Origin of the sequence: Nonomuraea sp. NPDC050022 (assembly GCF_044460705.1) — a bacterium.
Taxonomy (GTDB): domain Bacteria; phylum Actinomycetota; class Actinomycetes; order Streptosporangiales; family Streptosporangiaceae; genus Nonomuraea.
Window position 1 is genome coordinate 130,653 of the sequence record NZ_JBITKE010000006.1, and the last position, 24,290, is coordinate 154,942.

Annotated in this window: 22 protein-coding genes; 7 read left to right on the plus strand and 15 right to left on the minus strand. The window is 69.7% G+C overall.

Annotated features, from left to right (window positions below):
* Positions 1–48: 48 nt before the first annotated feature.
* The 3 genes from ACIBO2_RS26440 to ACIBO2_RS26450 are packed head-to-tail and all read right to left on the minus strand — an operon-like array spanning position 49 to position 2,088.
* Positions 49–999 (minus strand): M56 family metallopeptidase, encoded by a 951-nt coding sequence (locus ACIBO2_RS26440; protein WP_397300121.1) that lies wholly within the window; start codon positions 997–999, stop codon positions 49–51.
* Complete coding sequence (locus ACIBO2_RS26445; protein WP_357945898.1) at positions 996–1,370, minus strand: BlaI/MecI/CopY family transcriptional regulator; 375 nt, start codon at positions 1,368–1,370, stop codon at positions 996–998. Before ACIBO2_RS26445 ends, ACIBO2_RS26440 begins: the two co-directional genes overlap by 4 nt.
* A 43-nt stretch (positions 1,371–1,413) precedes the next feature.
* Positions 1,414–2,088 carry a GNAT family N-acetyltransferase gene (locus tag ACIBO2_RS26450; protein WP_397300125.1) on the minus strand — a complete coding sequence of 225 codons (675 nt, stop codon included), beginning with the start codon at positions 2,086–2,088 and terminating at the stop codon, positions 1,414–1,416.
* 58 nt (positions 2,089–2,146) lie between these two features.
* On the opposite strand from ACIBO2_RS26450, the gene ACIBO2_RS26455 reads away from it, so the two are divergent.
* Both ACIBO2_RS26455 and ACIBO2_RS26460 read left to right on the plus strand, forming a co-directional pair.
* Positions 2,147–2,674: a carboxymuconolactone decarboxylase family protein gene (locus ACIBO2_RS26455; protein ID WP_397300128.1), complete on the plus strand. Its 528-nt coding sequence runs from the start codon at positions 2,147–2,149 to the stop codon at positions 2,672–2,674.
* Positions 2,675–2,755: 81 nt separating this feature from the next.
* Positions 2,756–5,467, plus strand: coding sequence for a LuxR C-terminal-related transcriptional regulator (locus ACIBO2_RS26460; RefSeq protein ID WP_397300131.1), 2,712 nt, complete (start codon positions 2,756–2,758; stop codon positions 5,465–5,467).
* A gap of 32 nt (positions 5,468–5,499) precedes the next feature.
* On the opposite strand, the gene ACIBO2_RS26465 is transcribed toward ACIBO2_RS26460, so the two are convergent.
* The 3 genes from ACIBO2_RS26465 to ACIBO2_RS26475 all read right to left on the minus strand — a co-directional run bounded on the left by ACIBO2_RS26465 (position 5,500) and on the right by ACIBO2_RS26475 (position 7,459).
* Positions 5,500–5,955 (minus strand): nuclear transport factor 2 family protein, encoded by a 456-nt coding sequence (locus ACIBO2_RS26465; protein WP_358556699.1) that lies wholly within the window; start codon positions 5,953–5,955, stop codon positions 5,500–5,502.
* 135 nt (positions 5,956–6,090) lie between these two features.
* On the minus strand, positions 6,091–6,903 hold the full coding sequence (locus tag ACIBO2_RS26470) for a pyridoxamine 5'-phosphate oxidase family protein (RefSeq protein WP_397300134.1): 813 nt from the start codon (positions 6,901–6,903) through the stop codon (positions 6,091–6,093).
* Positions 6,904–7,006: 103 nt separating this feature from the next.
* Complete coding sequence (locus ACIBO2_RS26475) at positions 7,007–7,459, minus strand: VOC family protein (protein WP_358556693.1); 453 nt, start codon at positions 7,457–7,459, stop codon at positions 7,007–7,009.
* A 110-nt stretch (positions 7,460–7,569) separates the two neighbouring features.
* Between ACIBO2_RS26475 and ACIBO2_RS26480 the strand changes: the two genes are divergently transcribed.
* Both ACIBO2_RS26480 and ACIBO2_RS26485 read left to right on the plus strand, forming a co-directional pair.
* Positions 7,570–8,172: a CGNR zinc finger domain-containing protein gene (locus tag ACIBO2_RS26480; RefSeq protein WP_358556690.1), complete on the plus strand. Its 603-nt coding sequence runs from the start codon at positions 7,570–7,572 to the stop codon at positions 8,170–8,172.
* Between the two features lie 518 nt (positions 8,173–8,690).
* On the plus strand, positions 8,691–9,467 hold the full coding sequence (locus ACIBO2_RS26485; protein WP_358556687.1) for a hypothetical protein: 777 nt from the start codon (positions 8,691–8,693) through the stop codon (positions 9,465–9,467).
* A 67-nt stretch (positions 9,468–9,534) separates the two neighbouring features.
* Here the strand turns inward: ACIBO2_RS26485 and ACIBO2_RS26490 are convergent, their stop codons facing one another.
* Positions 9,535–10,461: a helix-turn-helix transcriptional regulator gene (locus ACIBO2_RS26490; RefSeq protein WP_358556684.1), complete on the minus strand. Its 927-nt coding sequence runs from the start codon at positions 10,459–10,461 to the stop codon at positions 9,535–9,537.
* Positions 10,462–10,700: 239 nt separating this feature from the next.
* Here ACIBO2_RS26490 and ACIBO2_RS26495 point away from each other — a divergent pair, with 239 nt between their 5' ends.
* Together ACIBO2_RS26495 and ACIBO2_RS26500 are read left to right on the plus strand one after the other, a co-directional pair.
* Positions 10,701–10,934 (plus strand): cation transporter, encoded by a 234-nt coding sequence (locus tag ACIBO2_RS26495; RefSeq protein ID WP_358556681.1) that lies wholly within the window; start codon positions 10,701–10,703, stop codon positions 10,932–10,934.
* Between the two features lie 293 nt (positions 10,935–11,227).
* Entirely contained in the window at positions 11,228–12,025 is a 798-nt protein-coding gene (locus ACIBO2_RS26500; RefSeq protein WP_358556678.1) for an alpha/beta fold hydrolase, read from the plus strand.
* Positions 12,026–12,087: 62 nt separating this feature from the next.
* Here the strand turns inward: ACIBO2_RS26500 and ACIBO2_RS26505 are convergent, their stop codons facing one another.
* From ACIBO2_RS26505 to ACIBO2_RS26530, 6 genes are all read right to left on the minus strand, one after another.
* Positions 12,088–13,110 (minus strand): zinc-dependent alcohol dehydrogenase family protein, encoded by a 1,023-nt coding sequence (locus tag ACIBO2_RS26505; protein ID WP_358556675.1) that lies wholly within the window; start codon positions 13,108–13,110, stop codon positions 12,088–12,090.
* Positions 13,111–13,301: 191 nt separating this feature from the next.
* Positions 13,302–14,744 (minus strand): GH1 family beta-glucosidase, encoded by a 1,443-nt coding sequence (locus ACIBO2_RS26510; RefSeq protein WP_397300139.1) that lies wholly within the window; start codon positions 14,742–14,744, stop codon positions 13,302–13,304.
* A gap of 25 nt (positions 14,745–14,769) precedes the next feature.
* Positions 14,770–17,001: an alpha-xylosidase gene (yicI, locus tag ACIBO2_RS26515; protein ID WP_358556670.1), complete on the minus strand. Its 2,232-nt coding sequence runs from the start codon at positions 16,999–17,001 to the stop codon at positions 14,770–14,772.
* 7 nt (positions 17,002–17,008) lie between these two features.
* Complete coding sequence (locus ACIBO2_RS26520; protein WP_358556667.1) at positions 17,009–17,902, minus strand: carbohydrate ABC transporter permease; 894 nt, start codon at positions 17,900–17,902, stop codon at positions 17,009–17,011.
* Positions 17,899–18,831, minus strand: a complete 933-nt coding sequence (locus tag ACIBO2_RS26525; RefSeq protein ID WP_358556660.1) for a sugar ABC transporter permease — start codon at positions 18,829–18,831, stop codon at positions 17,899–17,901. The genes ACIBO2_RS26520 and ACIBO2_RS26525 overlap by 4 nt, the downstream gene beginning before the upstream one ends.
* A gap of 51 nt (positions 18,832–18,882) precedes the next feature.
* Entirely contained in the window at positions 18,883–20,232 is a 1,350-nt protein-coding gene (locus ACIBO2_RS26530) for an extracellular solute-binding protein (RefSeq protein WP_358556657.1), read from the minus strand.
* Between the two features lie 136 nt (positions 20,233–20,368).
* Between ACIBO2_RS26530 and ACIBO2_RS26535 the strand changes: the two genes are divergently transcribed.
* On the plus strand, positions 20,369–22,012 hold the full coding sequence (locus ACIBO2_RS26535) for a glycoside hydrolase family 43 protein (protein WP_358556654.1): 1,644 nt from the start codon (positions 20,369–20,371) through the stop codon (positions 22,010–22,012).
* Here ACIBO2_RS26535 and ACIBO2_RS26540 read toward each other — a convergent pair whose 3' ends face one another.
* A complete protein-coding gene (locus ACIBO2_RS26540) occupies positions 22,013–23,032 on the minus strand; it encodes a LacI family DNA-binding transcriptional regulator (RefSeq protein WP_397300146.1) in 1,020 nt (339 codons plus the stop codon).
* A gap of 292 nt (positions 23,033–23,324) precedes the next feature.
* Positions 23,325–24,230, minus strand: coding sequence for a helix-turn-helix transcriptional regulator (locus tag ACIBO2_RS26545; RefSeq protein WP_358556648.1), 906 nt, complete (start codon positions 24,228–24,230; stop codon positions 23,325–23,327).
* Positions 24,231–24,290 lie beyond the last annotated feature (60 nt).

Sequence of the window (24,290 nt, forward strand, 5' to 3'; positions counted from 1 at the left end):
CGGCCAGCACCACTGTGGGGAGGTTGGTCTACTAGGGCAGATGGTAGATCAAAGCATGAAGAGCGAATGGCAGTGATGGGCGAGGAAGGAGCTGACGCCGGGCACCAGCGCGACCATCGCGGGCCCGCCCAGTAGTACGGCGACCGCCGCCAGCCCGGCCAGGCGTTCTCGGCGGCGGAGCGGCGCCTCAGGGTTGAGCATGCGGCGTACCCGGGTGAGCGCCGTCTCGCCGCCCGCGCCGAGGGTGAAGGCGGGCGCTCGGCCGGTGGCCAGGCGGACCAGCGCGGCGGCGATCTGCGCGCGGGGGTGGCGGCGGGCGGCGACGTCGTCGGCCAACAGTTCGATCAGCCGGGTGATCTCCGTCCTGGCCCGCTCGAACAGCGGGACGCCGGGAAACGCCCTGGCCAGGGCTTCGGCGGCGGCCAGCGCGAGGTGATGGCGGCCGCGGAGGTGCGCACGCTCGTGCTCCAGGACCGCGGTGACCTGCTCGGGCGCCAGGGTGTGCAGCGCACCCGTGGTGATGACCATCTTGGCGCGCCTGCCGGGCACGCAGTAGGCCAGTCGTTCGGCGTAGTCGATCACGACCGCGCCCAGGTCGTTGTCATGCCGGCCCAGGAGGTCGAGCATGGCCGCGTGCTCGCGACGTTCGACATGGGCTCTGAGCAGCACCGCCGCGCCACAGTAGGCGGCCCTGGCCAGGAGCAGGGCAGCCGCCGACAGTGCCACGGCACTCGTCCACGTCAGGCCGGAACCGTCGCTCAGCATGTCGGCGCAGATCGCGAACAGTTCGGCCAAGCCGTGCCCAACGACGTCCGCGGGCACGGCGAAGGCCAGCGCGGCCAGCACCGCCGAGGCGACCACCGACACGCCGGCCGCCTGCCACAACACGATCGCCAGCCGCGGCGCCCGCTCGGCCCAGCGCGCCGCCCGCCGGCCCAGCTCGGGCAGCCAGATGGCGGCGACGATCGTGTAGAGCGCCAGGACGATGGCGGCGATCATGCCGGCCTTCCGCGGGGCGGGAACACCTGCAACGCCGCCTCCAGCGCCGCGGCCTCTTCTGGAGTGAGCTGCTCCAGGAAGTGCACGAGCGTGGCGGCCTGGTTGCCGCTGCCCGCCAGCGCGCTGCGCATCAGGCCGGCGGTATAGGCCTCCTTCGACGCGACCGTCTCGTAGACGTAGGCCCGGCCGACGGGCCGGCGCTTGAGCAGGCCCTTGGTGTGCAGGTTGTCCATCACGGTCATCACCGTGGTGTACGCGATCACCCGCTCCTGACGCAGACCCTCCAGCACGTCGCGTACGGAAGCCGGTCGGCGCCGCGCCCACAACCAATCCATGATCGTGGATTCGAGCTCACCCAGGCCTCGTATCATGCACTGATCCTACCGGCGATCGTAGTCATACCGCTCGCTGGCGCTAGCGAGCCTCGGTCGCGCCGAAGGCGAGCCACCCCAGGTCGCTGAAGCCCGCCGCTTCGGCGACCGCGGCGGAGGCGAGGTTCGCGGGATCGTGCATGTAGATGGGGATCGCGCCCTCGTCCAGCACCCGCCGGGCCGCCTGGGCGACGAGCCTCCGTGCCAGGCCACGGCCGCGTGCTTGGGGGGCGGTCACGACGGCGAGTTCGTGCCCGTGGGCGTCGTGTCGTTTGATCCCCACTCCCGCCAGGTGTTCGCCAGTCGCCGGATCCGTGGCGATCAGGACGTCCCCGCCGAAAGGTCGCAGCCACTCGGGGGTCTCCGGGGAATCGGCGGGTACCCAGACGCCTGCGTCAGGGAAAGGCGGTGGGTGTGTGGTCCACCGATAGACGGCGGTGAACCAGCCGCGCTCGGGAAAGCCGACCAGGCCGGGAATCCGTGGTCCCAACGCGGTGAGGTCCTTGCCGTCCTTGGCGTACTGCTCCGCCACGGTCGCGGCGTGCTCGGCAGGGACCGACAACACGCCGCCCTCCGGGCTTGCGACTCCCAGGGCCGGGTGGATCTTGCCGTCCCATCCTGGGCTGGTGCGCTTGGGGGTGCCGATGATGTCCAGCCCGCTCGTGGCAGGCCGGCCGCCAAGCCAGCAGGACAGGTGCTCCATGAGCCGTCGCTCCATCGCCTTCCTCCTTCATACATTAGGGGGGTAGGGTATCCGAGAAACCTTAGGAGGACATATGCGACGGTTGGCCCCCCTCGATCCCGCTGCGGCGCCGGAGAAATCCAGAGAGCTGCTGAACGACATCATCGGCAGGAGGGGTGGCGTGGGCGACATGGTCGCCACCATGGCCCACTCACCCGCGCTGCTCCAGGGATACCTGGACCTCTCGCGCGCCATGAAGCGCGTCAAGCTGCCCCGCGCGCTCAGCGAGAAGATCTCGCTCGCCGTGCAGGAATGGATCGGCTGCGGCCACTGCCTTCAGGCGCATGCCGAGGGCGGGCGCGCGGCGGGGCTCAGCGAGAGTGACATCGCGCTGGCCCGGCAGGGCACGTCCACCGACGCCAGGGAGGCGGCGCTCATCGCCCTGGCCGTACGCGTGCTGGCCGAGCCGTCGGCGATCACGGATGAGGACGTCGCGGAGGTGCGGGCGCATGGCTGGAGCGACCGGATCGTGGCGGAGATCGTGGGCGTCGTCGCCCTCAATCTCCTGACCGGCGCTTTCAACCTACTGGTGGGCTTGGAGCCGGCAGAAGAGACCGTGTAGGTCGCAGATACCGGCCTAACGGGTGAGGCCGGGCCTGCGGTCGGCGGGGCGATCATCCGAGGCCTCCTACAGTGGGTGTTTGTGCTTTATGGAAGATCTGTGGAGATCAGCGCACTCGACGAGGTGATCACGCGGGCCCGTGATGGCCTCGGGAGTGCGGTGGTGTTGCGGGGCAAGGCGGGGACGGGCAAGACCGCCCTGCTTGACGCGGCGGCCGCGCGCGGTGGCGGGATGCGGGTGTTGCGGACCACGGGCGTCGAGTCGGAGTCCGACCTCGCGTTCGCGGCGCTGCACCAGGTGCTGTGGCCGGTGACCGGCTCGCTCGACGCGCTGCCCGAGCCGCAGCGCGTGGCTGTGAGCGCGGCCTTGGGGCTTGCCGCGGGCAGTGTGGGCGATCGGTTCCTGGTGGGGGCCGGCGTGCTCTCGCTGCTGGCCGAGGCCGCCGCGCCGGACGGGCTGATCTGCGTGGTCGACGACTTCCAGTGGGTGGACCGGGCTTCGGCCGACGCGCTGCTGTTCGCCGCCAGGCGGTTGGGGACGGAACGGATCGCGATGTTGTTCGCCGTGCGCGGGGACGCCGCTGTCAAGGGTGTGCCGCTGACGATGGACGTGCGCGGCCTGTCCGAGTCCGCCGCGGCCGAGTTGCTGGAGTCCCGCTGCGGTGTGCTGCCCGCCCAGGTGGCACGCGAGCTTGTCACGTTGACCCGCGCGAACCCGCTCGCCCTGGGCGAGGTCGCCGCTCGCCTGACGCGCGCGCAGCTCGCCGGGCGCGAACCGCTGCCCGACCCGCTGCCCGGTGGTGCCCGGCTCTTCGGTGATCAGGTGGCCGCGCTGTCCGCCCCTGCTCGGCTGGTCGCCCTGGCCGCCGCCGTCGAGGCCGACCTCGACCTGATCCTGCGCGCCACCGACCGGCTGTTCGCCGAGCAAACGGTTCAGCCCGGTACGAGCACGCGGACGGCCTTGGCCGAGCAAGCGGTTCGGCCCGGTACGAGCACGCGGGTGGCGCTGGCTGAGCTGGAGGAGTCCGGGTTGGCCGGGGTGTCGGGCACGAGCGTGCGTTTCCGTCATCCGCTCATCCGATCCGCGGTGCACGAGGCGGCCGCCCCCGCCGACGTCCGCCGCGTGCACGCCGTCCTCGCGGAGCTGGCCTCGGATGACCGCCGCGCCTGGCACCTGGCCGAAGCGGCCCTGGGCCAGGACGAGCAGGTCGCCGCCGCGCTGGTGGCCGCCGCCGAGCGGGCGCGAGACCGTGGCGGGTACGGCGCCGCCGCCACCGCCCTGGCCAGGGCCGCCGAGTTGACCCCCGAGCCGCGCGCCCGTGCCGTCCGCCTGAAGGACGCCGCCGTCGCGGCCTGGCTCGGCGGCCGCCCGGGACAGGCGGAGTCGCTGCTGGCCGAGGCGCGCGAACGGGCCGGCGGGGACGCCATGCTGGCCATGGAGATCGCCCAGCTCCGGGGCCGATTCGAGCTGAACTCGGGCAACGCCGCCGAAGCCGTACGGATCCTGGCGGCGGGTGAGAGCCTGGACATGCTGGCCGATGCCGTGGAGGCGGCCTCGTACGTCGGCGACACGGCGGCCATCGCCGAGCTCGGCCGGCGGGCCGCAGCGCATCCTGAGGGCTTCCTGCGGGACACGGTGGCCGGGATCGGGCTGACGCTGGACGGCGACGCCGCCGGGCCGGGCCTGCTGCGGCGGGCGCTGGCCCGGGTCGGTGAGCTGGAGGACGCGGCGGAGTACCTGTGGGCGGCGGCCGCGGCCAGTTACTTGGGCGAGGGAGACCTGGCCGCCGAGATGGCCGATCGGGCCGGGCAGGTGGCCAGGGTGTCGGGGATGAGCGGCCAGTTGCCGGTCGTGCTGGAGTTCGTGGCGACGGCCGAGCGCATCGCGGGGCGGCTGGCGCGCAGCCAGGCCGTCTCCGAGGAGGGCCTGGAGCTGGCTCGTGAGGCCGGGTATGAGAACACGGTGGCCGCGCACCTGGCCAACCTGGCGGTGGTGGCGGCGCTGCGGGGCGAGGAGGAGCCCTGCGAGCGGCAGGCCCGCGAGGCGCTGGCCATCGCTGTCCCGCACCGGGTCGGGTTGCGCGCGGGCGTCGCGTCGTACGCGCTGGCGCTGCTCGACCTGTGCCTGGGCCGGTTCGCGGCGGCGCACGACCGTTTCACGGCCATCACCGCGGCAGGGCCGGGCGCCGGGCATCCGACCGTGGTGTGGCGTACGGCCCCGGACCGCGTCGAGGCCGCCGTGGGCGCGGGCGACGAGGCGGGCGCCCGGGCGGTGCTGGCCGCGTACGAGCAGTGGTCGACGCACGCCGCTACGGCCGAGTCGCACGCCCTGTTGGCCCGTTGCCGGGGCCTGGTCGAGTCGTCCGAGGACGCCTTCGGCGAGGCGCTGCGGCTGCACACCAACCCGTTCGAGGCGGCCAGGACGGCCCTGCTGCTGGGTGAGCGCCTGCGCAGGGCACAGCGGCCGGGTGAGGCACGGACGCGTCTGCGGACGGCGTGGGAGACCTTCGAACGGGCGGGCGCCCGGCCGTGGGCGCGGCGCGCGCAGGAGGAGTTGCGGGCGGCGGGGGAGAGCGGGCAGGCCCCGCCCGCGGCCGTGCTCGACGCGCTGACCCCGCAGGAGCTGCGTATCGCGGGCCTGGTCGCCGACGGGTTGTCGAGCAAGCAGATCGCCGCCCAGCTCTTCCTGAGCCCGCGCACGGTCGAATATCACCTGTACAAGATCTATCCGAAGCTGGGCATCGGCTCCCGTACGGATCTGGCGCGACTGGTAGTTCTGCACACGGCCGAGTGACGCCGGGTCGGCTCGTTGTGGCAGTTCTGGGCCTATGCCAGCGGAATGGACATGCCTTGATCGCCGGCCTGGCGTGGGCCGAAGATGCGGCGCTCCTCGGCGGTGATCTGGAGGTCGTTGATGCTCGCCTCGCGCCGTCGCATCAGCCCATCGGCGTCGAACTCCCAGAGCTCGTTGCCGTAGCTGCGCCACCATCGTCCGTCGGCGTCGTGGCATTCGTACTGGAAACGGACGGCGATCCGGTCGCCGGTGAACGCCCAGAGGTCCTTGCGGAGCGCGTAATCGAGTTCCTTGGCCCACTTGCGGGTCAGGAACGCGATGATCTCCGCTCGGCCGGTGACGAACTCGTCGCGATTGCGCCAGATCGAGTCCGGCGTGTAGGCGAGTGCCACGCGCTCCGGATCGCGGGTGTTCCAGGCGTCCTCAGCGGCCTGCACCTTGGCGTGCGCGGTCTCGGCGGTGAAGGGCGGGACAGGTGGACGGGTCATTTGTGCTCCTTGGTCAGCAGGTGACGGTAGGTGGGTGTACCAGTGCTCTACCCGGATCAGCCACCTGGGTCAGTCCCCGTCCAGGTAGATGGCCTGTACGGGGCAGGCGCGGGCCGCCTCCCAGCTGCGGGGTGTTCAGGCGGGGTTGAACCTGGAGTACTTGTCGAAGGACCATCGCTGGGGGAGGCCACCGGCGATCTGGATGACTCTTTCGACGTCGAAGTCGATCAGCCGTTGCGCGCCGGGCACCGCGGCCGCCCGGTCCTGGTCCCAGTCGACGCGGGCGCGGCCGGTCAGGTGCAGGGTGTGACCGTTCTCCCAGTCCAGGAACAGCAGCCCGCAGCGCGGCTCGAGCTCAAGGTTGCCCAGCGTCATGTACATCGAGTTGCCCACGTAGTCGGGCCAGGTCAGCCGGCGGCTGCCGGGCACTGTGACGAAGCCGGGGTTGCCGCCGCGGTGTGAGGCGTCGGCCCCGAGCCCAGCCGCATAGGTGCCGATGAAGAACGTGTCGGCCGCGGCGATCCACTGCTGTTGACCGGTGGTGAGTTCGCCGGTGACGAGTGCGGTCCTGCGCGCAGCGGGCGAGTCGTCGATGTAGGCGCGAGTTTGAAGGTATTTCGGGCAGTTGGAGTACACCTGTTCGGTGCGTACCAGGAGCTGATCTCCGTGACGGCGGGCGCGGCCGTTGACCCGCATCCGTCTCCGGGTGGCCGGCTCGATCATGAGCATGCCCACCGGCCGCTCGGTGTCGAAGAGGTCCGCGAGCGGATCACCGGTGCCGGGAAGCCGGTCGGCGATGACGGTACGGTCGTCGGGGGCGGTGGCGAAGCCGGGCGGGCCGGTGAGCACGCCGGCCCAGGCCGCGCCGGTGTCGTCGGCGGCCGCGAGCACCATCAGGCGCTGCCGGCTGAGGAACTCCGCCGCCACTGGCGGGATGGTCGCCCGCACGCCGGCTGATCCCAAGCCGTCGGTGCTCAGACCGGCGCGGCGCTGTACTGCGTGTTCGCCTTGGTGAAGCATGAGGGATCCCTTTCCGGCGCGGGCGCCTCTGTTAGAAGAAGCCGCAGGTCGGTGCGCCCGGCGTGGGCGCGGGCGCGGTGTCGGCGCCGCTCAGCGCATAGATCTCCAGGCGGATGCCGTCCGGGTCGGCGAAGAAGACACCTCCGGACGACGAGCCCTCGCCGTGCGGGACGATCCCGTCATAGGCCGGCTGTACGCCGAGCTCCCGCAAGGTGGCCTCGGCGCGACGAACCGCCTCGATGTCGGGCGCCTGGAACGACAGGTGGTGCAGGCCGGGCTGGTCGGTGGCGAACGTACCGCCGCTCTGCTGCCACAACGTGACCAGCAGGGTGCCGTCGCGGCCGAGCAAGGCGTATCTGCGGTCGCCGTCGGTCCGCTCGCTCATGACCTCGAAGTCGAAGACCTGGCGGTAGAAGGCAATGGAACGCGGCAAATCGGTCACGTTCAGGCCGACGTGCCCGGTCTGCAGGGCCGGTGTGCTCATACGGGATCTCCAGTGTGAAGGCGTCATTTCTCACGGTTCACCGCTCGGTGGACCATTAGAATATGTCGTGTGGTTTGTAACGGTGTCAAGCTGGAGATAGCGTTAGAAGAGTGGAAGTGGCACACCTCGCGGATGGCGGCGCTCCGTTCCTCGGTGGACCGCCGTCCATCGAACTCGGCAACACCACGTACGCGGTAAGGGGCCGCCGCAGGGATGGCTTGCGGAGCGTCGAGTACCTGGCGGCCTGGCTGCGCGACATGCGCCCACGCCTCGCGGTCGCACTCACCGATGCCGACATCGAGGGCGTGACCGACGGTGACCTGCGCCTGGCCAGGGAGCTCCGAGACGCTGTCCGAGCCCTCGCCGCCGCGGCCGTCAACGACCGCGAACCCGATGCGGACGTGGTCGCGACCCTCAATCGTCACGCGGGGCAGACCCCGCGCTGGCGCGAGTTGCGCACCACCCCTGAGCCGCACACGACGGTGCGCGCCGCGGGCCGCCCGGTAGCCGCCGCCCTCGCCGCACTGGCCGAAGACGCCATCGACCTGTTCGCCGGGCCACTACGTGAGCAGTTGTCCGCCTGCCATGGCCCGGGCTGCGTGCTGTACTTCGTCCGCGACACCGCACGGCGCGAGTGGTGCTCACCCGGTTGCGGCAACCGGGCGCGAGCTGCCCGTCACTACGCCAAGGTGCGGCAGGGGGCCGAGGGTTGATGGTCATGGCCCTGGGGGCGGACGGAGTGGTGGGCCTCATCGGGGACTACTCGTCCGATTCCTGGCGGGTACGGTCGCGGACGCCGCTGGGCCGCGCCGTTGAGGCGCTCGTGACGTAGAGGGTGTTCGACGTAGAGGGTGTTCGACGTAGAGAGTGTTCGACGTAGAGAGTGTTCGACGTAGAGAGTGTTCACAGTGCTCGTTCTACGGCGTCCTGCTGTCTCAACTGCTCGGCGAGCTGGGCGATGTCATCGGCGTCGACCGTCTGGCAGAGACCGTGATCCACCTCGTGCGGCGATAGGTGTCGGCCGTTTCGAGTTGCCCACAGGCGTCCTGCGGAACTGCGCCAAATGCGCCAACCAGGAAAAGTCTCCTGGAGGTCTTCGAGAATTACCGGCGTGAACATGTGGTCAGCCTGCTTACTGAAGAGCGACGAACCAACCGCGTTATTTAGACGTCCAGGACGTTATGGCGTTACGCTCAAAACGTCCCTGGCGTCCTCCACCCCAAGGTGTCCCGTGGCTAACGTCGCCCTACGCAGTGCCATGCTGAACGCCCAGGTCACGAACCAGGATTTGGCCGACCGGTGTGGCGTGGACGTCAAGACGGTGGAACGCTGGCTGCAGGACGAGACTCGTGTCCCGCACCTGCGGCACCAGTGGGCCGCCGCAGAGGCACTAGGAGTTGAGACAGCCGTGCTATGGCCAGACGCAATTCGCAATGCGGTGAAAATGGGGCCGGACAAGGAAGTCTTGACCACTTATCCGTATCGTTCGGCATGCCCGACATCAATTTGGCGCAACCTCATCAACTCCGCGCGAAATGAGATCGTGTTCGCCGGTTACACGAACTACTTCCTATGGCTGGAACACCCGAACCTGGCAAAGGTCCTCAAACGGAAGGCTCAGCAGGGCTGCAAGATCCGGTTTCTCGTCGGCGACCCGGAGAGCGATGTCACGCGCAGCCGTGAGGCAGTGGAGAACGTCCCGTTGACCGTCTCCACGCGTATCCGGATCACGCTGTCGGAGATCAAGCAGCTGCGCGACGTTCCCGGGATCGAGGCGCGGTACGGGGACGCGCACATCGCCATGAGTGTGTTCCAGTTCGACTCGGACATGCTTGTCACGCCTCATCTGGCCAAGCTGGTCGGGCACGACTCGCCCATGTTGCACCTGAGGCGGTGCCAGGACGACGGCCTGTTCGACCGGTTCGCCTACCATGCCACCGAGCTGTGGAGCAACGGCCGTGACATGTGGCAGCAGCCCCAGCCCACGGCCCAGATTCTGGGCGACTGACGGAGTGAGGAGCGGCCAGGACGGTGCCTCGCCGCTCCCGTACGTGGCGCAGGTCGTCGGCGCGCGGTCAGTCGGTGTCGAGCCAGCCGAGCCGGGCCGCCCGGACGCCTGCTTGGAAGCGGCTGCCCGCTCCCAGCAGCACCGTCAGCTCGCCCACCACGCGGGTGACGGTACGGGTGGAGACGCCCATGCCGCGGGCGATGGCGGAGTCCTTCATGCCGGCGGCCAGCATGCGCAGCACCGCGCGCTGCTGTTCGGTGAGTGAGGAGCCGTCGGCGGAGCGGGGCACGTCCTCGGGCTCGGAGGCGGTCGTCCAGCAGTAGTCGTAGATCGCCGCGAGGGATTTCACCACGCCGGCGCCTCGGATCAGGACAGTGCCGGCCTCCAGGTTGTCAGGGTCGGTCTGGACGACGGCGGTCGTACGGTCGTAGATGACCATGCGTGCGGGGATCACCGGGGTGACCCGTACCTCCATGCCCAGCTCCCGCCACCGCACCATGTACTCGCGGATCAGCGGGTTCGACATGGCGATCTGGGCGTGCAGACTCCGCAACCGTACGCCGTTGCGGATGTTCGCCTCGCTGCGCGCCAAGCCCGCGTCGAGAGATTCACGCGTCCAGACCGCGATCGGGTGCATGCCGAGCACCTCGTGTTCGGCCAGTTCGGACAGCTCGCTGAGCCGATCGTGGAGTTGCCGGCGGTGGCCGGGCCAGGGGAAATACTCAATGTCGGCGTGGTTGTCCGTCCGCTCGGGCAGGCCGAGGTAGTGCTTGGCCAGTTTGGCGATCTTGACGTGCTGCTCGACGAGGTCGTCGAGCATGCGATGGCTGCCTTGCAGGCTGCGATTGAGCGCGGCGGTCAGGTCGGCGGCGGCCTGTGTCTCCGGGTTCAGCAGGTGGAGCCGGGTGAGCTCGTCGCGGGCCCGGTCGATGTCCGCCGCTGTCAGGCTCAGCTTCGCCGCGGCTTCGGAAAGCGACTCGCCTCCCTGGCGCATGCGGACGTACAGAGAGCGCGCAACACCGTCGTCCCCGGAAAATGCCCCGCTGTCCACCCGACTCCCTTCATGTTGGATCAACCCTGCACATTGGCATATAAGCCCCTTTGTCGGCAAAGAGTTCTGATTTCCGCCATGTCCTACTTCGGAATCTCTCGCACCCTCCACAAGCACCCTGGCCTGCAGCACGATCGGGGAGTGAGGCGAAACATCATCGCCGCGAACGAGGAGGAATCCCAGTGATCACCGTTGCGTACAGCCTTGTCGCCTATCGTGTCGCCGCCCTGTCGCCGGAGACGTGCGCCCACTGCCTTGGCGCCGTGAAGGCGGAGCTCATCCAGGTGCCGGGAGTTGTGGGGGTGGACGTCGATCCGGCGCAATCTCGGGTGAGCATCCTGACCGACGGCCCCGTGAACGAGCTGGAGGTGCGGGCCGCCATGGAAGCGGCCGGTTGCGACGTCGTGGAGACGTGATGTGCCGCGTGGATCGTCACCACGCAGACGTGTGGCGGATCGCCGCCCTACGACGGTGTGTCTCTTGCCCGACGGTACGAACACGCCGGCCGCCAGGCTCGCGTGCGGCGCCACGGCCAGGACGGCGGCCAGGGTGAGGCCGAGCGTGAGGTGAGCTTCGGCGCTTTGGATGGCCGTCCTTTCGAGATCGGATCCTGGTGGGCGACTGCTCTGTCTCTCCAAGTGGACAAGGTGAATCTGGTATATACACTTTGTATCGCAAAACCGCAGAGCCCACGAGGAGTCCACATCGCATGAGCACTCTCGAAGTCCCAGGGGCCCGCCTCTACTACGAGACCCATGGCAGCGGCTCCGTGATGGTCCTGATCACGGGAGCGCCCGGAGTGGCCGACGTCTACCGGGCGCTCATCCCGCAGCTGGCCGCGCGGCACACCGTCGTCGTCTACGACCGCCGCGGCTTCTCCCGGAGTCATCTCGACGGTCCGCAGGACTACGACCGCCGCCTGGAAACCGACGCCGACGACGTACGGCGCCTGATCGAGCATCTGAGTGCCGACCCGGCGATCGTCTTCGGCGCCAGCTCCGGGGCGACCGTCGCCCTGGAACTCCTGGCCCGCCGCCCGTCCGTGGTGCGCGCGCTCATCCCGTACGAGCCGCCCGCCCTGCGGCTGCTCCCTGACGGCGACAAGTGGGCGGAGGTCTTCTCCGAGGTGTACGCCCTGTACCTGCGAGAAGGGATCGAGCCCGCGATGCGGGCGTTCAGAGAACGGACGTTCGCGCCATCGGATCAGCAGCACATGGCCCGAGCTCCCAGGAACGACGCCAACGCCGCCTACTGGTTCGAGCACGAGCTGCGCCAGTACCCGCCCGCCCCCGTGAATCTCGCCGCGCTCGCCCCGCACGCCGACCGCGTCATCCCCGCGGCCGGCCGCCGATCACAGGGACGCCCGTGCTACGAGGCGACCGTGGAGCTGGGCCGGCACCTGGGCAGAGACGTGGTCGAGCTACCCGGTGGGCACATCGGATTCGTCACCGACGTCCCCGCCTTCGCCACGGAGCTCATGCGTACCCTCGCCCACGTCGCGCAGTAAAGCAAGCGGCGGCTCAAAAGGGTCCCCATGTCATCGGGGGCCGCCGCCGCGTGGGCGGGATTCTATGGGCGCAGGAGGACCTTGATGGCGCGGCGTTCGTCCATGGCCCGGTAGCCCTCGGCGGCCTGCTCCAGCGGTAGTTCGAGGTCGAAGACCTTGCCGGGGTCGATCTGGCGATCCAAGATCAGGTCGACGAACTGGGGCAGATACTGACGGACCGGGGCCGGCCCGCCGTGCAGGTGCACATGGGAGAAGAACAGCTCCTCTCCGGGCAGCGCGACGTCGTGGGCGACGCCCACGTAGCCGACGTAGCCGCCGGGGCGGGTGGAGCGGATGGCCTGCATCATCGACTCCTGGGTGCCGACGGCCTCGATGACCGAGTGGGCGCCGAGGCCGCCGGTGAGTTCCTTGATCATCGCTACCCCCTCGTCGCCGCGTTCGGTGACGATGTCCGTCGCGCCGAAGTCGCGGGCGAGCCGCTGCCGGGACTCGTGGCGGCTCATCGCGATGATCCGCTCCGCGCCGAGCTGCTTGGCGGCCAGCACCGCGAGCAGGCCGACCGCGCCGTCCCCGACGACCACGACCGTCTTGCCGGGGGCGGCCTGCGCGGCGATCGCGCCGAACCAGCCGGTGCCCAGCACGTCGGACGCGGCCAGGAAGCTGGGAATGAGATCCGGTGAGGGGATCTCCGGGGTGGCGACGAGCGTGCCGTCGGCGAGCGGTACACGCAGCAGCTCCGCCTGGGCGCCGAGCGCGCCCATCAGCTCCCGGTGAACGCAGGAGCTCTGATAGCCGGCCCGGCAGATCTCGCAGGTGTTGTCGGAGGCGAAGAAGGACCCGATCACGAACTGGCCCGGCCGGATCGTCGTGACCTGGCTGCCGACCTCCTCGACGATGCCGACGTACTCGTGACCCATCGGGGACGGTTCCTGGACGGCGTCGATCCCGCGATACGGCCACAGGTCCGACCCGCAGACACAGGTCGCGGGCAGGCGGATGATCGCGTCGGTGGGGGTGAGGATCTTCGGGTCCTCGCGCTCTTCCACCCGGACGTCACGGGGAGCGTGCAGTACGGCGCCACGCATCGGGTCTCCTTGCTGATGATCTGGAGACCAGTGTCGATGCGGTCCAGGCGGATCAAGCCGGGTCACGGGGCCGTTTGACCGTCATCGGCATAGAAGATGGCGATGTCGTTGCGGGGAGGCAGCGTACGGATTCCCGCCCACGAGCCCTCTCGACCGATTGAACCGGTCGAGAGGGGGGGACGGCCGCGATGTCAGGGCAGCGCCGGGATGGTGCGGTCGGTGATGAGAGCGCGGTACCAGTGCGCGCTGTCCTTCGGGGTACGCCGCAGCGTGTCGTAGTCGACGTGCACGATGCCGAACCGCTTGGAGTAGCCGTACCCCCACTCGAAGTTGTCCATGAGGGACCACACGAAGTACCCGCGCAGGTCGACGCCGCCCTGGAGCGCGCGGTGGGCGGCCACGAAGTGGCGCCGGAGGTAGTCGGTACGCAGAGCGTCGTGCACGGCCCGCGTCCCGTCGGCCTCGACGGTGAGCTCGTCCGGGAAGGCGGCGCCGTTCTCCGTGATGATGAGGGGCTGGCCGGGGAATTCGGCGTGCAGGTGGAGAAGAAGCTCCTCCAGGCCGCCCGGATCGATGTTCCAGCCCATGTCGGTGTACGGTCCGGCTTGCGCGACGAACTCCACCTGGTCGGCCCCCGGCCAGGGCGAGCCGCCCATGTCCTTGTGGCCGTCGTTGCTCTGCCGCGGGCTCGCGCCGTCCCAGAGACGTACGGTCGTGGTCGAGTAGTAGTTGACGCCGAGCAGGTCGAGCGGCTGGTGGATGACCGCGAGGTCACCCTCGTGGACGAAGGACCAGTCGGTGACGCCGGCGGTGTCCTTGAGCAGGTCGGCCGGGTATTCACCGCGCAGCAGCGGCCCGGTGAAGGCGCGGTTTGCCAGGGCGTCGATGCGGCGCACGGCCTCCTCGCCGCCGTCACCCTCGCCCCGCAGGACGTGGAAATTGAGGGTGATCGCGTATTGGGGCGCGTTGGTGACCACCTGCCGCAGCTCCTGGACGGCCAGGCCGTGCGCCAGGTTGAGGTGGTGCACGGCCGCGAGAGCCGCGGCGCCGTCGGTACGGCCGGGGGCGTGCGCGCCCGAGCCGTAGCCGAGGTAGGCCGAGCACCAGGGCTCGTTGAGGGTCGTCCACACGGCGACGCGGTCGCCCAGCGCCTCGCCGACGATGCGGGCGTAGTCGGCGAAGGCGTACGCCGTCCGGCGGTCGGTCCAGCCGCCCTCGTCCTCGAGCGCCTGGGGCAGGTCCCAGTGGTAGAGGGTGGCGACAGGGGTGATCCCGCGGGCGAGGAGGCCGTCGACGAGGCGGCTGTAGAAGTCCAGCCCCTTCGGGTTGGCCGGGCCGCGACCGGTGGGCTGGATGCGCGGCCAGGCGATCGAGAAGCGGTAGGCCTCCAGCCCGAGCTCGCTCATGAGGTCGAGATCCTCTTCGAGACGGTGGTAGTGGTCGTCGGCCACGTCTCCCGTGTCGCCGTTCCACACCTTGCCGGGTGTGCGCGAGAAGGTGTCCCAGATGGACGGCCCGCGCCCGTCCTCGGTGGCCGCGCCTTCGATCTGGTACGCGGCGGTGGCGGAGCCGAAGAGGAAACCGGCGGGGAAGGTCAGGCCGGATTCGCGGTAGTCGTCGCCGTTGGGCGTCATGAAGGGTCCTCGTTTCGTGGCGCCGTCAGGCGAGTTCGTAGGTCCAGCCGGAGGCGAGGGAAGAAGAGATGGAAGCCTGGCCACCGGAGCGGGTGATGGTGAACACCTGGTCGGTGACCGTGAGAGTGGTCTCGCCGTCCGGGCCCGGGTAGACGCGGAGGGTCAGGCCGTCGAGGTAGTCGTAGTCCGGCCGGTCGGCCCTGGCCCCGATGGGCAGGACGGCGCCCTCGCGTACGTAGATCGGCATCGAGGTGAAGCCGTGCGTCTCGGTGCGCCAGCGTCCGCCCTCGACGCGCTCGCCTGTCAGATGGTTCGTCCACGTGCCGTCCGGTAGGTAGACCTCGACCGTACCGTCTGGGCTGAAGACCGGCGCGATGAGCAGGTCGGGGCCCAGCATGTACTGGGTGTCGAGGTGGGCGACGTTGCGATCCTCGGGAAACTCCATCGCCATCGGCCGCATGACGGGCGTCCCGCTCTCGTGGGCCTGGAGGCCCACCTGGAACAGGTACGGCATCAGGCGGAGCTTGAGTTTCGTGAACAGCCGGGTCACCTCGACCGCCTCCTCGTCGAAGGCCCAGGGCACACGGTAGGACGAGGAGCCGTGGAGCCGCGAGTGGGAGGACATGAGTCCGAAGGCTACCCAGCGCTTGAAGACGCCGGGATCCGGGGTGCCCTCGAAGCCGCCGATGTCGTGGCTCCAGAAGGAGAAGCCGGAGAAGGCGAGCGACAGGCCGCCGCGCAGGGTCTCCGCCATGGACTCATAACTCGACCCCGTGTCGCCGCCCCAGTGAACCGGCAGCCGCTGGCCGCCCGCGGTCGCCGACCGCGCGAACAGCACCGCCTCGCCCCGGCCGCGCTGTTCCTCCAGCACCTCGAACACGGCCGTGTTGTAGAGGTGGGTGTAGAGGTTGTGCATCCGCTCGGGCGTGGACCCGTCGAAATAGGCGACGTCGAGCGGGATGCGCTCCCCGAAGTCGGTTTTGAAAGCGTCGACTCCCTGATTCTGAAGCGCGCGCAGCTTGGACTGGAACCACCGGGTCGCCTCGGGGTTGGTGAAGTCGACCAGCCCCATGCCGGGCTGCCACAGATCCCACTGCCAGACCGATCCGTCGGGACGCTTCAGCAGGAAGCCCCGCTCGGCCGCCTCGGCGAACAGCGGCGAGCGCTGGGCGATGTAGGGGTTGATCCACACGCAGACGCGCAGGTCCTTCGCGCGCAGGCGGGCGAGCATGCCCTCGGGGTCGGGGAAGACGCGCGGGTCCCACGCGAAGTCGCACCAGTTGAACTCGCGCATCCAGAAGCAGTCGAAGTGGAAGACCGACAGCGGCAGGTCGCGCTCGGCCATGCCGTCGATGAAGGACGTCACCGTCCGCTCGTCGTAGTCGGTGGTGAACGAGGTCGACAGCCACAGGCCGTAGGACCACGCGGGCAGGCGGGCGGGACGGCCGGTGAGCGCGGTGTAGCGTTCGAGGATCCGCTTGGGCGTCGGCCCGTAGATCACGAAGTACTCGAGGCTCTCTCCCGCGACCGAGAACTGCGCGCGCTGCACCGCCTCCGACCCGATCTCGTACGAGACATGCCCCGGATGGTTGACGAAGACGCCGTATCCGCGGCTGGTCAGGTAGAACGGCACGTTCTTGTACGCCTGCTCGGAGGAGGTCCCGCCGTCGGCGTTCCAGATCTCCACGGTCTGGCCGTTCTTGACCAGCGGCCCGAAGCGTTCGCCAAGCCCGTAGACCACCTCGCCCACGCCGAGCGAGAGCTGCTGGGCGAGGTGGACGGACGAGCGGGCGGCGCCGACCGGCGCCGAATCGACGTGCGCGTCCTCGGTGAGCCGGAAGTAGCCGATGGACTTGTGCCCGCTGGCGGTCAGCGGGCGTCCGTCGCCGTGGAAGGACAGGTTCCACGGGGCTCCGGGCGCGATGGTCGCGCTCAGCGCGCCGCTGGTGAGCGTCGTCCCGTTCGTGTCGTCCGCTTTGACGACGCCGTGGCCGTCCTCGGCGCCGGGCAGGTCGAAGCCGCGTTCCTCGCCGCCTCCCACGTGGTGGTCGACGCGTACGCGGATCACGTCCGGCAGCGGTGACGACAGGGTCAGCGAGAGCACCGGCCGGTTGAGCGTGTCGCCCCGGCGGTGGATGACGGTGGTGGGCGCGGTCACGGTGACCGTCCCGTCCTCCGCCCAGATGTCGTGGGCCTCGGCGGCGTACAGCGCGGTGACGCCGGGACGCAACTGCCAGAGACCGTCGGTGAACTTCATTGGTGGATCATCCCTTCAATCCGCCGGCCAGCAGGTCGGCGCGCCAGAAGCGCTGCAGGACCAGGACCAGAATGATCAGCGGGATGACGGACACGGCCGAGCCCATGATGACCAGCGAGTACAGGTCGCCGTCGCCCGCGCCCTTGCCCATGAACGTGTACAGGCCGAGGGTGATGGGGTATTTGTCCTGGTCGGAGAGCATGATGAAGGGCAGCAGGAAGTTGTTCCAGATGCCGACGAACTGCAGCAGGAACACCGTCACCAGCCCCTGCGTCATCATGGGCAGCACGATGCCGCCGAAGATGCGGAATTCACCGGCGCCGTCCAGGCGGGCCGCTTCCAGGGTGCTCTGGGGGACCGCGGCGTTGGCGAAGACCCGGCACAGGAAGATGCCGAACGGGTTGATGATCACCGGCAGGAGTACGGACCAGTAGGTCCCGGCCAGGCCGACGGCGGCCATGAGCAGATACTGCGGGACAGCCAGCACGATGCCGGGCACCAGCACACCGGCGAGGATCACCGAGAACAGGACCTGGCTGCCCCGGAAGCGGAACTTGGCCAGGGCATAACCGGCCATGGCCGACACCAGCGTGGACAGGACCGCGCCGAGCCCGGCGTACAGCAGGGAGTTGAGCCCCCACTGCCAGAACTGGCCGTCGCCGTACGCGCTCAGGTTGGCGAGGTTGTCGAAGAACCCGCTGCCGGGCACGAAGGAGAAGGTGGTGAACAACTCGCGCGAGGTCTTCGAGGCGGCGGCGACCACCCAGACCACGGGGGCCAGACAGTAGAGCGCGCCGAGCAGCAGCACGATCAGCGCCAGCCGCGGCCGCCGCGCCGCGCCCGCGCGGCGACGGCTGCGGAACTGGCGATCGCCGGTGCGGCTCTGGAGGGCGGCGGTCATGCGTTGTCCCCGAAGGTACGGCGCTGGAAGAAGCGCAGCAGCAACATGGACAGGACCAGGATGCCCAGGGCCAGGACGACGGAGGCGGCGGCAGCCCCGCCGAGATTGTCGTTCATGAACGCCTCTTGATAGATCTTCATCAGCGGCACCCAGGTGAAGCTGATGGTGGTCGACATCGGCCGCAGTGTGGCCGGCTCGCTGTACAGCTGCAGGGTGCCGATCACGGAGAACAGGCCGGTGAGCACGAGCGCGGGCGCCACCAAGGGGATCTTGATGCGCCAGGCGATCTGCAGCTCGCCGGCCCCGTCGATGCGGGCCGCCTCGTAGATGGAGGTGGGGATGGCGCGCAGCGACGTGAAGATGATGATCATGTTGAAGCCGACGCCGGACCACAGCGCGATGTTGGCCAGCGAGAAGTACAGGGTGGGAAAGCTGAAGAAGTCCAGCGGCCCGGCGTGCAACTGCTTGGCGAGGTAGTTGAGCGGGCTGGTGCTGGGCAGGTAGAGGAACCCCCACAGGAGACTGGCGATGACGCCGGGCACCGCGTACGGCAGGAAGATCGCAGTACGCGTGAAGCCGCGCGCCCGCACCCTGGGAGTGTCCAGCAGCAACGCGAACAGCAGCGCCAGGCCCAGCACGCTGGGAATCGAGATGAGGCCGTAGAGCAGCACCCGGCCGAGCCCGGCGACGTATTCGGGATCGGTGAGCGCGGCGAGATAGTTGTCGAAGCCGACGAAAGTCTGCACCCGCCGCCCGAACGCGCCGCCGCCGTCGATGCGGAAGCCGCGGAAGCTCAGGTAGATCGCGTAACCGATCGGGATGATCAGAAACAGGGTGAACAACACGATCGCGGGCGTGGCGAACAGCCACGGGGTGGCGGCGCCGCGGAAGCGGAGGCGCGAGCGCCGGCCAGCGGGGTTGGCGGGCATGAGACATCCAGGATGGGGTCGGACCGAGGGCCCCGACGGGCCCTCGGCGTCTTACTTGGTGACGGTGTAGCCGGACTTCTCCAGGTCAGCGACGACTGCCTGCTGCGTGGCCTTGTATACCTCGCGGAAGGAGCTCTTGTTGAGCGCGGCCTTGTTGAGCGCGTCTCCGAAGGCGGTCTGCGACACGTTCACGTTGGGTCCCCAGGTCACCGGGATGGTGGTGTTCTTGATCACCTGGTCGGCGACCTGGTAGAAGTCCTTCTGCTGCGGCATCAGCTTGGGCGGCTCGTGGCTCAGGGTCGCCTGGCGGCCGGCGTTGCCGCCGGGGTAGATGTCGAGGGAGAGCTGCAGCTTGGAGCCCTCGTCGGAGGCGCCGAGCCAGGCGGCGAAGGCCGCGGCCTCCTTGGCGTGCTTGGACTTGGCCGGCACCAGGAAGGCGGAGCCGCCCAGGAACGGGACGGCGGGGTCGCCGGCCGTCCACTGCGGCAGCGGCGCCGACTCCCACTTGCCGGCGGTGTCGGGCGCCACCGAGTGGATCACGTTGGGGGCCCAGGCGGCGGCGGCCCAGCTCAGGAGCTTGCCGTCGTTGACCTGAGCGTTCCATTCCGGCGTGAGCAGCGGCTCGACCTTGACCAGGTCCCGCTTCACGAGGTCCTCCCAGAAGTCGGCGGTCTTCAGCGACGGCTCGCTGTCGATGCCGACCTTCCAGGCCTTGCCGTCGTTGCTCCACCATTGGGCGCCGGCCTGGGCGGCCTGCGCGGCGAAGAACTCGAGCTGGGCGGCGGAGAAGCTGGCGATGTAGGCCTCGGGGTTCTTCTTGTGGATCTGCTCGGCAGCCTTGGCGTACTCGGCCCAGGTGGTGGGGACCTTGGCGCCGTACTTGTCGAACAGGTCCTTGCGGTAGGTGAACATCATCGGCCCGATGTCCTGGGGCACGCCGTAGACCTGGTTGTTGAAGGTGGTCAGGGCCCAGATGTTGGGCTCGATGCCGGACTTGACGCCGGCCACGTCGGCGGTGACGTCCTTGACGGCTCCGGCCACCACCAGGGCGGGCAGGCCGCGATACTCCACCTGCACCACGTCGGGGGTGTCGCCGGCCTGGTCGGCGGCCAGCAGCTTGGAGGCGGTGTCGGCGGTTCCACCGACCTCCGACAGCTTGACGGTGACGTTCGGGTTCTCCTGGTGGTACTTGTCGATGATCGCCTTGGCCCGCGGATCGTTGCCCTTGAGGTTCCACGTCCAGACCTGGAGCGTGACCGGGCCCTTGGCGGCCTCGGTGCCCGAGGCGCCCGAGGAGGGCGTGTCGGCGGACGAGCAGGCGGCCACGGTCGCGGTCAGGGCGACCGCGAGCGCGGCGGCCATCGTCCAGCGACGGCGCGGTCGGGGGGTCGGTGGGGTCATCACGGGCTCCTCGGACGGGTGGTGCACCACGGCGGAATGCCGGGTCGTGCGTTGGGAACTAACCTGATGTTAACGTTGTCATCCTGTCAAGCCCCCTGCTCGTAACAGAGCCGACACAGCTTCGGAGTCCACCCCCGTGCCCACCTTCCGCAACCCGGTTCTGCCCGGCTGCTATCCGGACCCGTCGATCTGCCGGGCCGGTGAGGACTTCTATCTGGTCACCTCATCGTTCGCCTACTTCCCGGGCATCCCCCTGTTTCACAGCCGGGACCTGGTGAGCTGGCGGCAGCTCACGCACGTACTCGACCGGCCGAGCCCGCTGTCGCTGGAGGGACTGGACGTCTCCGACGGGATCTGGGCGCCGACCATCCGCCACCACGACGGCAGGTTCTACGTGGTCTCCACCCTGGCCAGAAACCGGCAGGGCAGCGTCACCTTCGTCGTCACCGCCGACGACCCGGCCGGGCCGTGGTCGGACCCGGTGCCGCTGGAGGCCGAGGGCATCGATCCGTCGCTGTTCTTCGACGACGACGGCCGATGCTGGTTCACCGCCTGCCGGGACGCCCGTCAGCCGACCGGCGGCGGCCCCGGCGAGCTGTGGATGCGCGAGCTCGACCTCGACCGGCTCAAGCTCGTCGGCCCGACCCACGTGCTGTGGCACGGCGCCGTACGCGGGGCGTGGGTGGAGGCGCCCCATCTGTACAAGCGTGACGGCGTGTACTACCTGATCGCCGCCGAAGGCGGGACCGAGAGCAACCACAGCGTCACCGCGGCCCGTTCAAGTGCCGTCGCCGGCCCGTACGTCACCGATCCGCGCAGCCCGCTGCTGACCCACCGGCACCGCGGCTCGGCCGAGCCCGTCCAGAACGTCGGCCACGTCGACCTGGTGGACACCCCCGACGGCGAGACCTGGGCCGTGGCGCTCGGGGTCCGGCCGATCGAGGGGACGCACACGCTGGGTCGCGAGGTGTTCCTGGTGCCCGTCGCCTGGGGTGCTCATGGGCCGGTCTTCGCCCCGGAGGCGGGCGGCGTGCGGTTGTCGGAACGGCTGCCGTCGATCGCCACCGCAGGGCGGGGGGATGGCACGTTCGCGGGGTCGGGCGATGATGCCTCTGTCGGGCTGGGCGATGGGGCCGCCGGGCTGGCGGGTCGGGTGCGTTTCGATGCGCCGGTGCCGGGCCTGGAGTGGAACAGCCTCCGAGGCCCCGTCGACGACCGCGTCAGCCCCTCGGCCGACGGGGGCGGCCTCGGCCTCGTTCTTGCCGCCGAGTCGCTCGGCTCCACCGGCGTGCCCACCTTCCTCGGGCGGCGCCAGCAGCATGTCCGCTTCGACGCGCGGACGCACATCAGCTTCTCCGCGGCGCATCCGGCGGAAGAGGCCGGGCTCGCCGTCTTCCAGAACCAGGACCACCACGCCACCCTCGCCCTCACCGTGGACGACGACGGGCGGTCTCAGGTGGTGCTGACCGTACGCCAGGCCGGTACGAGCACCCGCCTGGCCTCCGTACCGGTGGCGACGGGCGAGGTGGTGCTGGCGGTCGAGGGAGACGAGGCCCGCTACGCCTTTCGCCTCAAGGAGCCTGACAGCGGCCAATGGGTCAGCCTGGGTGACGTCGAGCGGTCCTGCTTGAGCACCGAGCGGGCGGGCGGGTTCGTGGGGGTCTACCTCGGCCTGTACGCGACCAGCAACGGCCGCTCCACCGACGGGCGGGCGTACGCCCACTGGTTCGACTACCGGCCCCACGCCGAGCAGACCAGCATGCCCCGGACAGCGGGTTAGTCAGCGCGGCGGTCGGGGCGCCGCTGTGCTGCGCCGGACCACCAGCTCGGGGGGGATCCGCTCGGAGGAGGCCGGCTCGCCCTTCATCATGCGCAGGACCTGCTGGATGGACCGCTCGCCGAGACCCACGAAGTCCTGACGGACCGTGGTGAGCGCGGGCACCAGGTAGGCCGCTCCGGCGATGTCGTCGAACCCGACGAGCGAGATGTCGTCGGGCACCTTGACGCCGAGTTCGGCGAAGGCGGCCAGCACCCCCATGGCCACCTGGTCGTTGCCGGCGAAGATCGCCGTCGGTAGCTCGCCCGTCCGGCGGGTGACGAGGTAGTGGGCCAGCCGGTAGCCGCTGTTGCCGGTGAAGTCGCCCTCGAACAGCTCGCCGTGGGCGTCCGGCGTCTCGGCCAGCGCGGCCCGCCAGCCCTCGACGCGTTCGCGGGCGTCGAAGGTGCGCAGCGCGCCGGTCAGGTGAACGATGTGGCGATGCCCGAGCTCCAGCAGGTGCCGCACGGCGAGCCGCGCGCCGAGCTCCTGGTCGAGCTCGACGAAGCCGACATCCGGATTGGGCACGTTGCCGGACATGATCACCGACATGGGCACGCCGGTGACGATGTCGGCCAGGGCGTCCATCACCATGGGCCGGTCGGCGATGACCGCGATGGCCTCCACCGCCTGGTCGGTGAGCCGCTGCAGCGTCTCGGTCAGGTCCTTGGTGGTGCCGCCCTGCCAGGCTGCCAGGTTGAGCCAGTATCCGGCCCGCTGCGCCGCGCTCTGTACGCCGCGCAGGACGCGGGGCAGCTCGTACAGCTCGGCCCCGGCGAGGACCACGCCGATCGTCGAGGACCGGCGACTCTTGAGCGCGCGGGCCACGCTGTTACGGCGATAGCCGAGCTTCTCGATGGCGGCCTCGACCCGGGCCCGGGTCTCCGGCCGGACCGAGGGGTGATCGTTCAGGACGCGGGACACGGTGACGTGCGACACGCCGGCTTCGCGTGCCACATCCACCATGCCTGGTGCCCGGTTCATGTCCCTCACTGACAGCTTCTACCGCGATAACTTCCACCACGACGCCCTGGCCTGCCCGGTGTCAGGTCGATCGTGTCACACCCGCCGCGTACTCCGGCCGGGCGAACGCGCACGCGAAGGTCGATGGTGTCACACCCGCCGCGTGCTCCGGCCGGAGAAGGAACGGCGGCCACGCGAAGCCGGGCTCTACGCTTCGTCCCCGGCCCGCCGTATCAAGGCGCGTAGACCGCGTCAGTCCTGACCGCCGCGCGCGGCTACGGCGCCGACCACAGCCTGCTGAAGCTCCCCGGGGCTACGGCGCCGACCACAGCGTGCCGATGATCTGCTGGAGGATCTCCTGAGTCGCCCCGGCCGGCTGCGCGTAGACGCTCAGCTGGTTCAGCAGATGGCGGTACGGCCGGACGTCGGCGTCCCTGGTGAGGTACTGGGCGTCGGCGGTCTGTTCCAGATGGACCACGTCAGGCAGGTCCGCCTCGGCGAAGCGCAGGACGGTGAAGGGGTCCACGCCCTTGCCGTGCACGAAGGGCAGCACCTGGAGGGTGACGTGCGGCAGCTTGACCATCTCGTGGAGATGCTCCATCTGGGCGCGCATCGTCGCGCTGTCGCCCACCTGACGGCGCAGCACCGACTCATCCATGACCACCCATAACGTACGGGGCGTGGGTGGCAGCAGAAGTCGCTGGCGGTGCATCCGCAGGGCGACCCGGCGTTCGATCAGCTCGGCGTCGCCGCCTTCGTGGCTCTGCGCGATGACGGCTCGGGCATAGTCCTTGGTCTGGAGCAGGGCCGGGACGTGCTGATCCTCGTAGGTGCGGATGACCGTGGCGTCCTGCTCCAGCCCGAGAAACGCCTCGAACTCGTCGGGGATCACGTCTCGGTAGTCCTGCCACCGGCCAGGAGCATTGGCCTGGACGGCCAGCGCCAGCACGATCTGACGTTCGTCCTCGTCGACGCCGTACAGGCTGAGCAGGTCGGCCACATCGCCGAGCGGGAGGCCGATCCGGCCGCCTTCCAAGTTGGTGATCTTGGACGCTGAGCAGCCGATGGCGGCCGCCGCCTCACCGCGGGTGATTCCGTGGGACTCGCGCAGCCGACGCAGACGTACGCCGACCAGCATCCGCAAGGCCGTCGGCCCGGAACGATGCCCTGCGGCGCCGGAGATTTCCGTCGAGTCGCCACTGCCCCGAGGAGTCGGCATTTATGCTCCCAATTCGGCAAATCGCCACGCCGCGATCGTCACCATCTTGTCACATGAGGC

What these genes read in the sequence shown, in the direction of transcription:
- ACIBO2_RS26505 (WP_358556675.1), bottom strand. Translation starts at nt 13,110, where the DNA reads ATGCGTGGCGCCGTACTGCACGCTCCCCGTGACGTCCGGGTGGAAGAG.
- ACIBO2_RS26525 (WP_358556660.1), bottom strand. Translation starts at nt 18,831, where the DNA reads ATGCCCGCCAACCCCGCTGGCCGGCGCTCGCGCCTCCGCTTCCGCGGC.
- ACIBO2_RS26510 (WP_397300139.1), bottom strand. Translation starts at nt 14,744, where the DNA reads ATGACGCCCAACGGCGACGACTACCGCGAATCCGGCCTGACCTTCCCC.
- ACIBO2_RS26490 (WP_358556684.1), bottom strand. Translation starts at nt 10,461, where the DNA reads ATGCGCCAGGGAGGCGAGTCGCTTTCCGAAGCCGCGGCGAAGCTGAGC.
- yicI (WP_358556670.1), bottom strand. Translation starts at nt 17,001, where the DNA reads ATGAAGTTCACCGACGGTCTCTGGCAGTTGCGTCCCGGCGTCACCGCG.
- ACIBO2_RS26520 (WP_358556667.1), bottom strand. Translation starts at nt 17,902, where the DNA reads ATGACCGCCGCCCTCCAGAGCCGCACCGGCGATCGCCAGTTCCGCAGC.
- ACIBO2_RS26465 (WP_358556699.1), bottom strand. Translation starts at nt 5,955, where the DNA reads ATGACCCGTCCACCTGTCCCGCCCTTCACCGCCGAGACCGCGCACGCC.
- ACIBO2_RS26530 (WP_358556657.1), bottom strand. Translation starts at nt 20,232, where the DNA reads ATGACCCCACCGACCCCCCGACCGCGCCGTCGCTGGACGATGGCCGCC.
- ACIBO2_RS26540 (WP_397300146.1), bottom strand. Translation starts at nt 23,032, where the DNA reads ATGAACCGGGCACCAGGCATGGTGGATGTGGCACGCGAAGCCGGCGTG.
- ACIBO2_RS26450 (WP_397300125.1), bottom strand. Translation starts at nt 2,088, where the DNA reads ATGGAGCGACGGCTCATGGAGCACCTGTCCTGCTGGCTTGGCGGCCGG.
- ACIBO2_RS26445 (WP_357945898.1), bottom strand. Translation starts at nt 1,370, where the DNA reads ATGATACGAGGCCTGGGTGAGCTCGAATCCACGATCATGGATTGGTTG.
- ACIBO2_RS26500 (WP_358556678.1), top strand. Translation starts at nt 11,228, where the DNA reads ATGAGCACTCTCGAAGTCCCAGGGGCCCGCCTCTACTACGAGACCCAT.
- ACIBO2_RS26440 (WP_397300121.1), bottom strand. Translation starts at nt 999, where the DNA reads ATGATCGCCGCCATCGTCCTGGCGCTCTACACGATCGTCGCCGCCATC.
- ACIBO2_RS26475 (WP_358556693.1), bottom strand. Translation starts at nt 7,459, where the DNA reads ATGAGCACACCGGCCCTGCAGACCGGGCACGTCGGCCTGAACGTGACC.
- ACIBO2_RS26455 (WP_397300128.1), top strand. Translation starts at nt 2,147, where the DNA reads ATGCGACGGTTGGCCCCCCTCGATCCCGCTGCGGCGCCGGAGAAATCC.
- ACIBO2_RS26545 (WP_358556648.1), bottom strand. Translation starts at nt 24,230, where the DNA reads ATGCCGACTCCTCGGGGCAGTGGCGACTCGACGGAAATCTCCGGCGCC.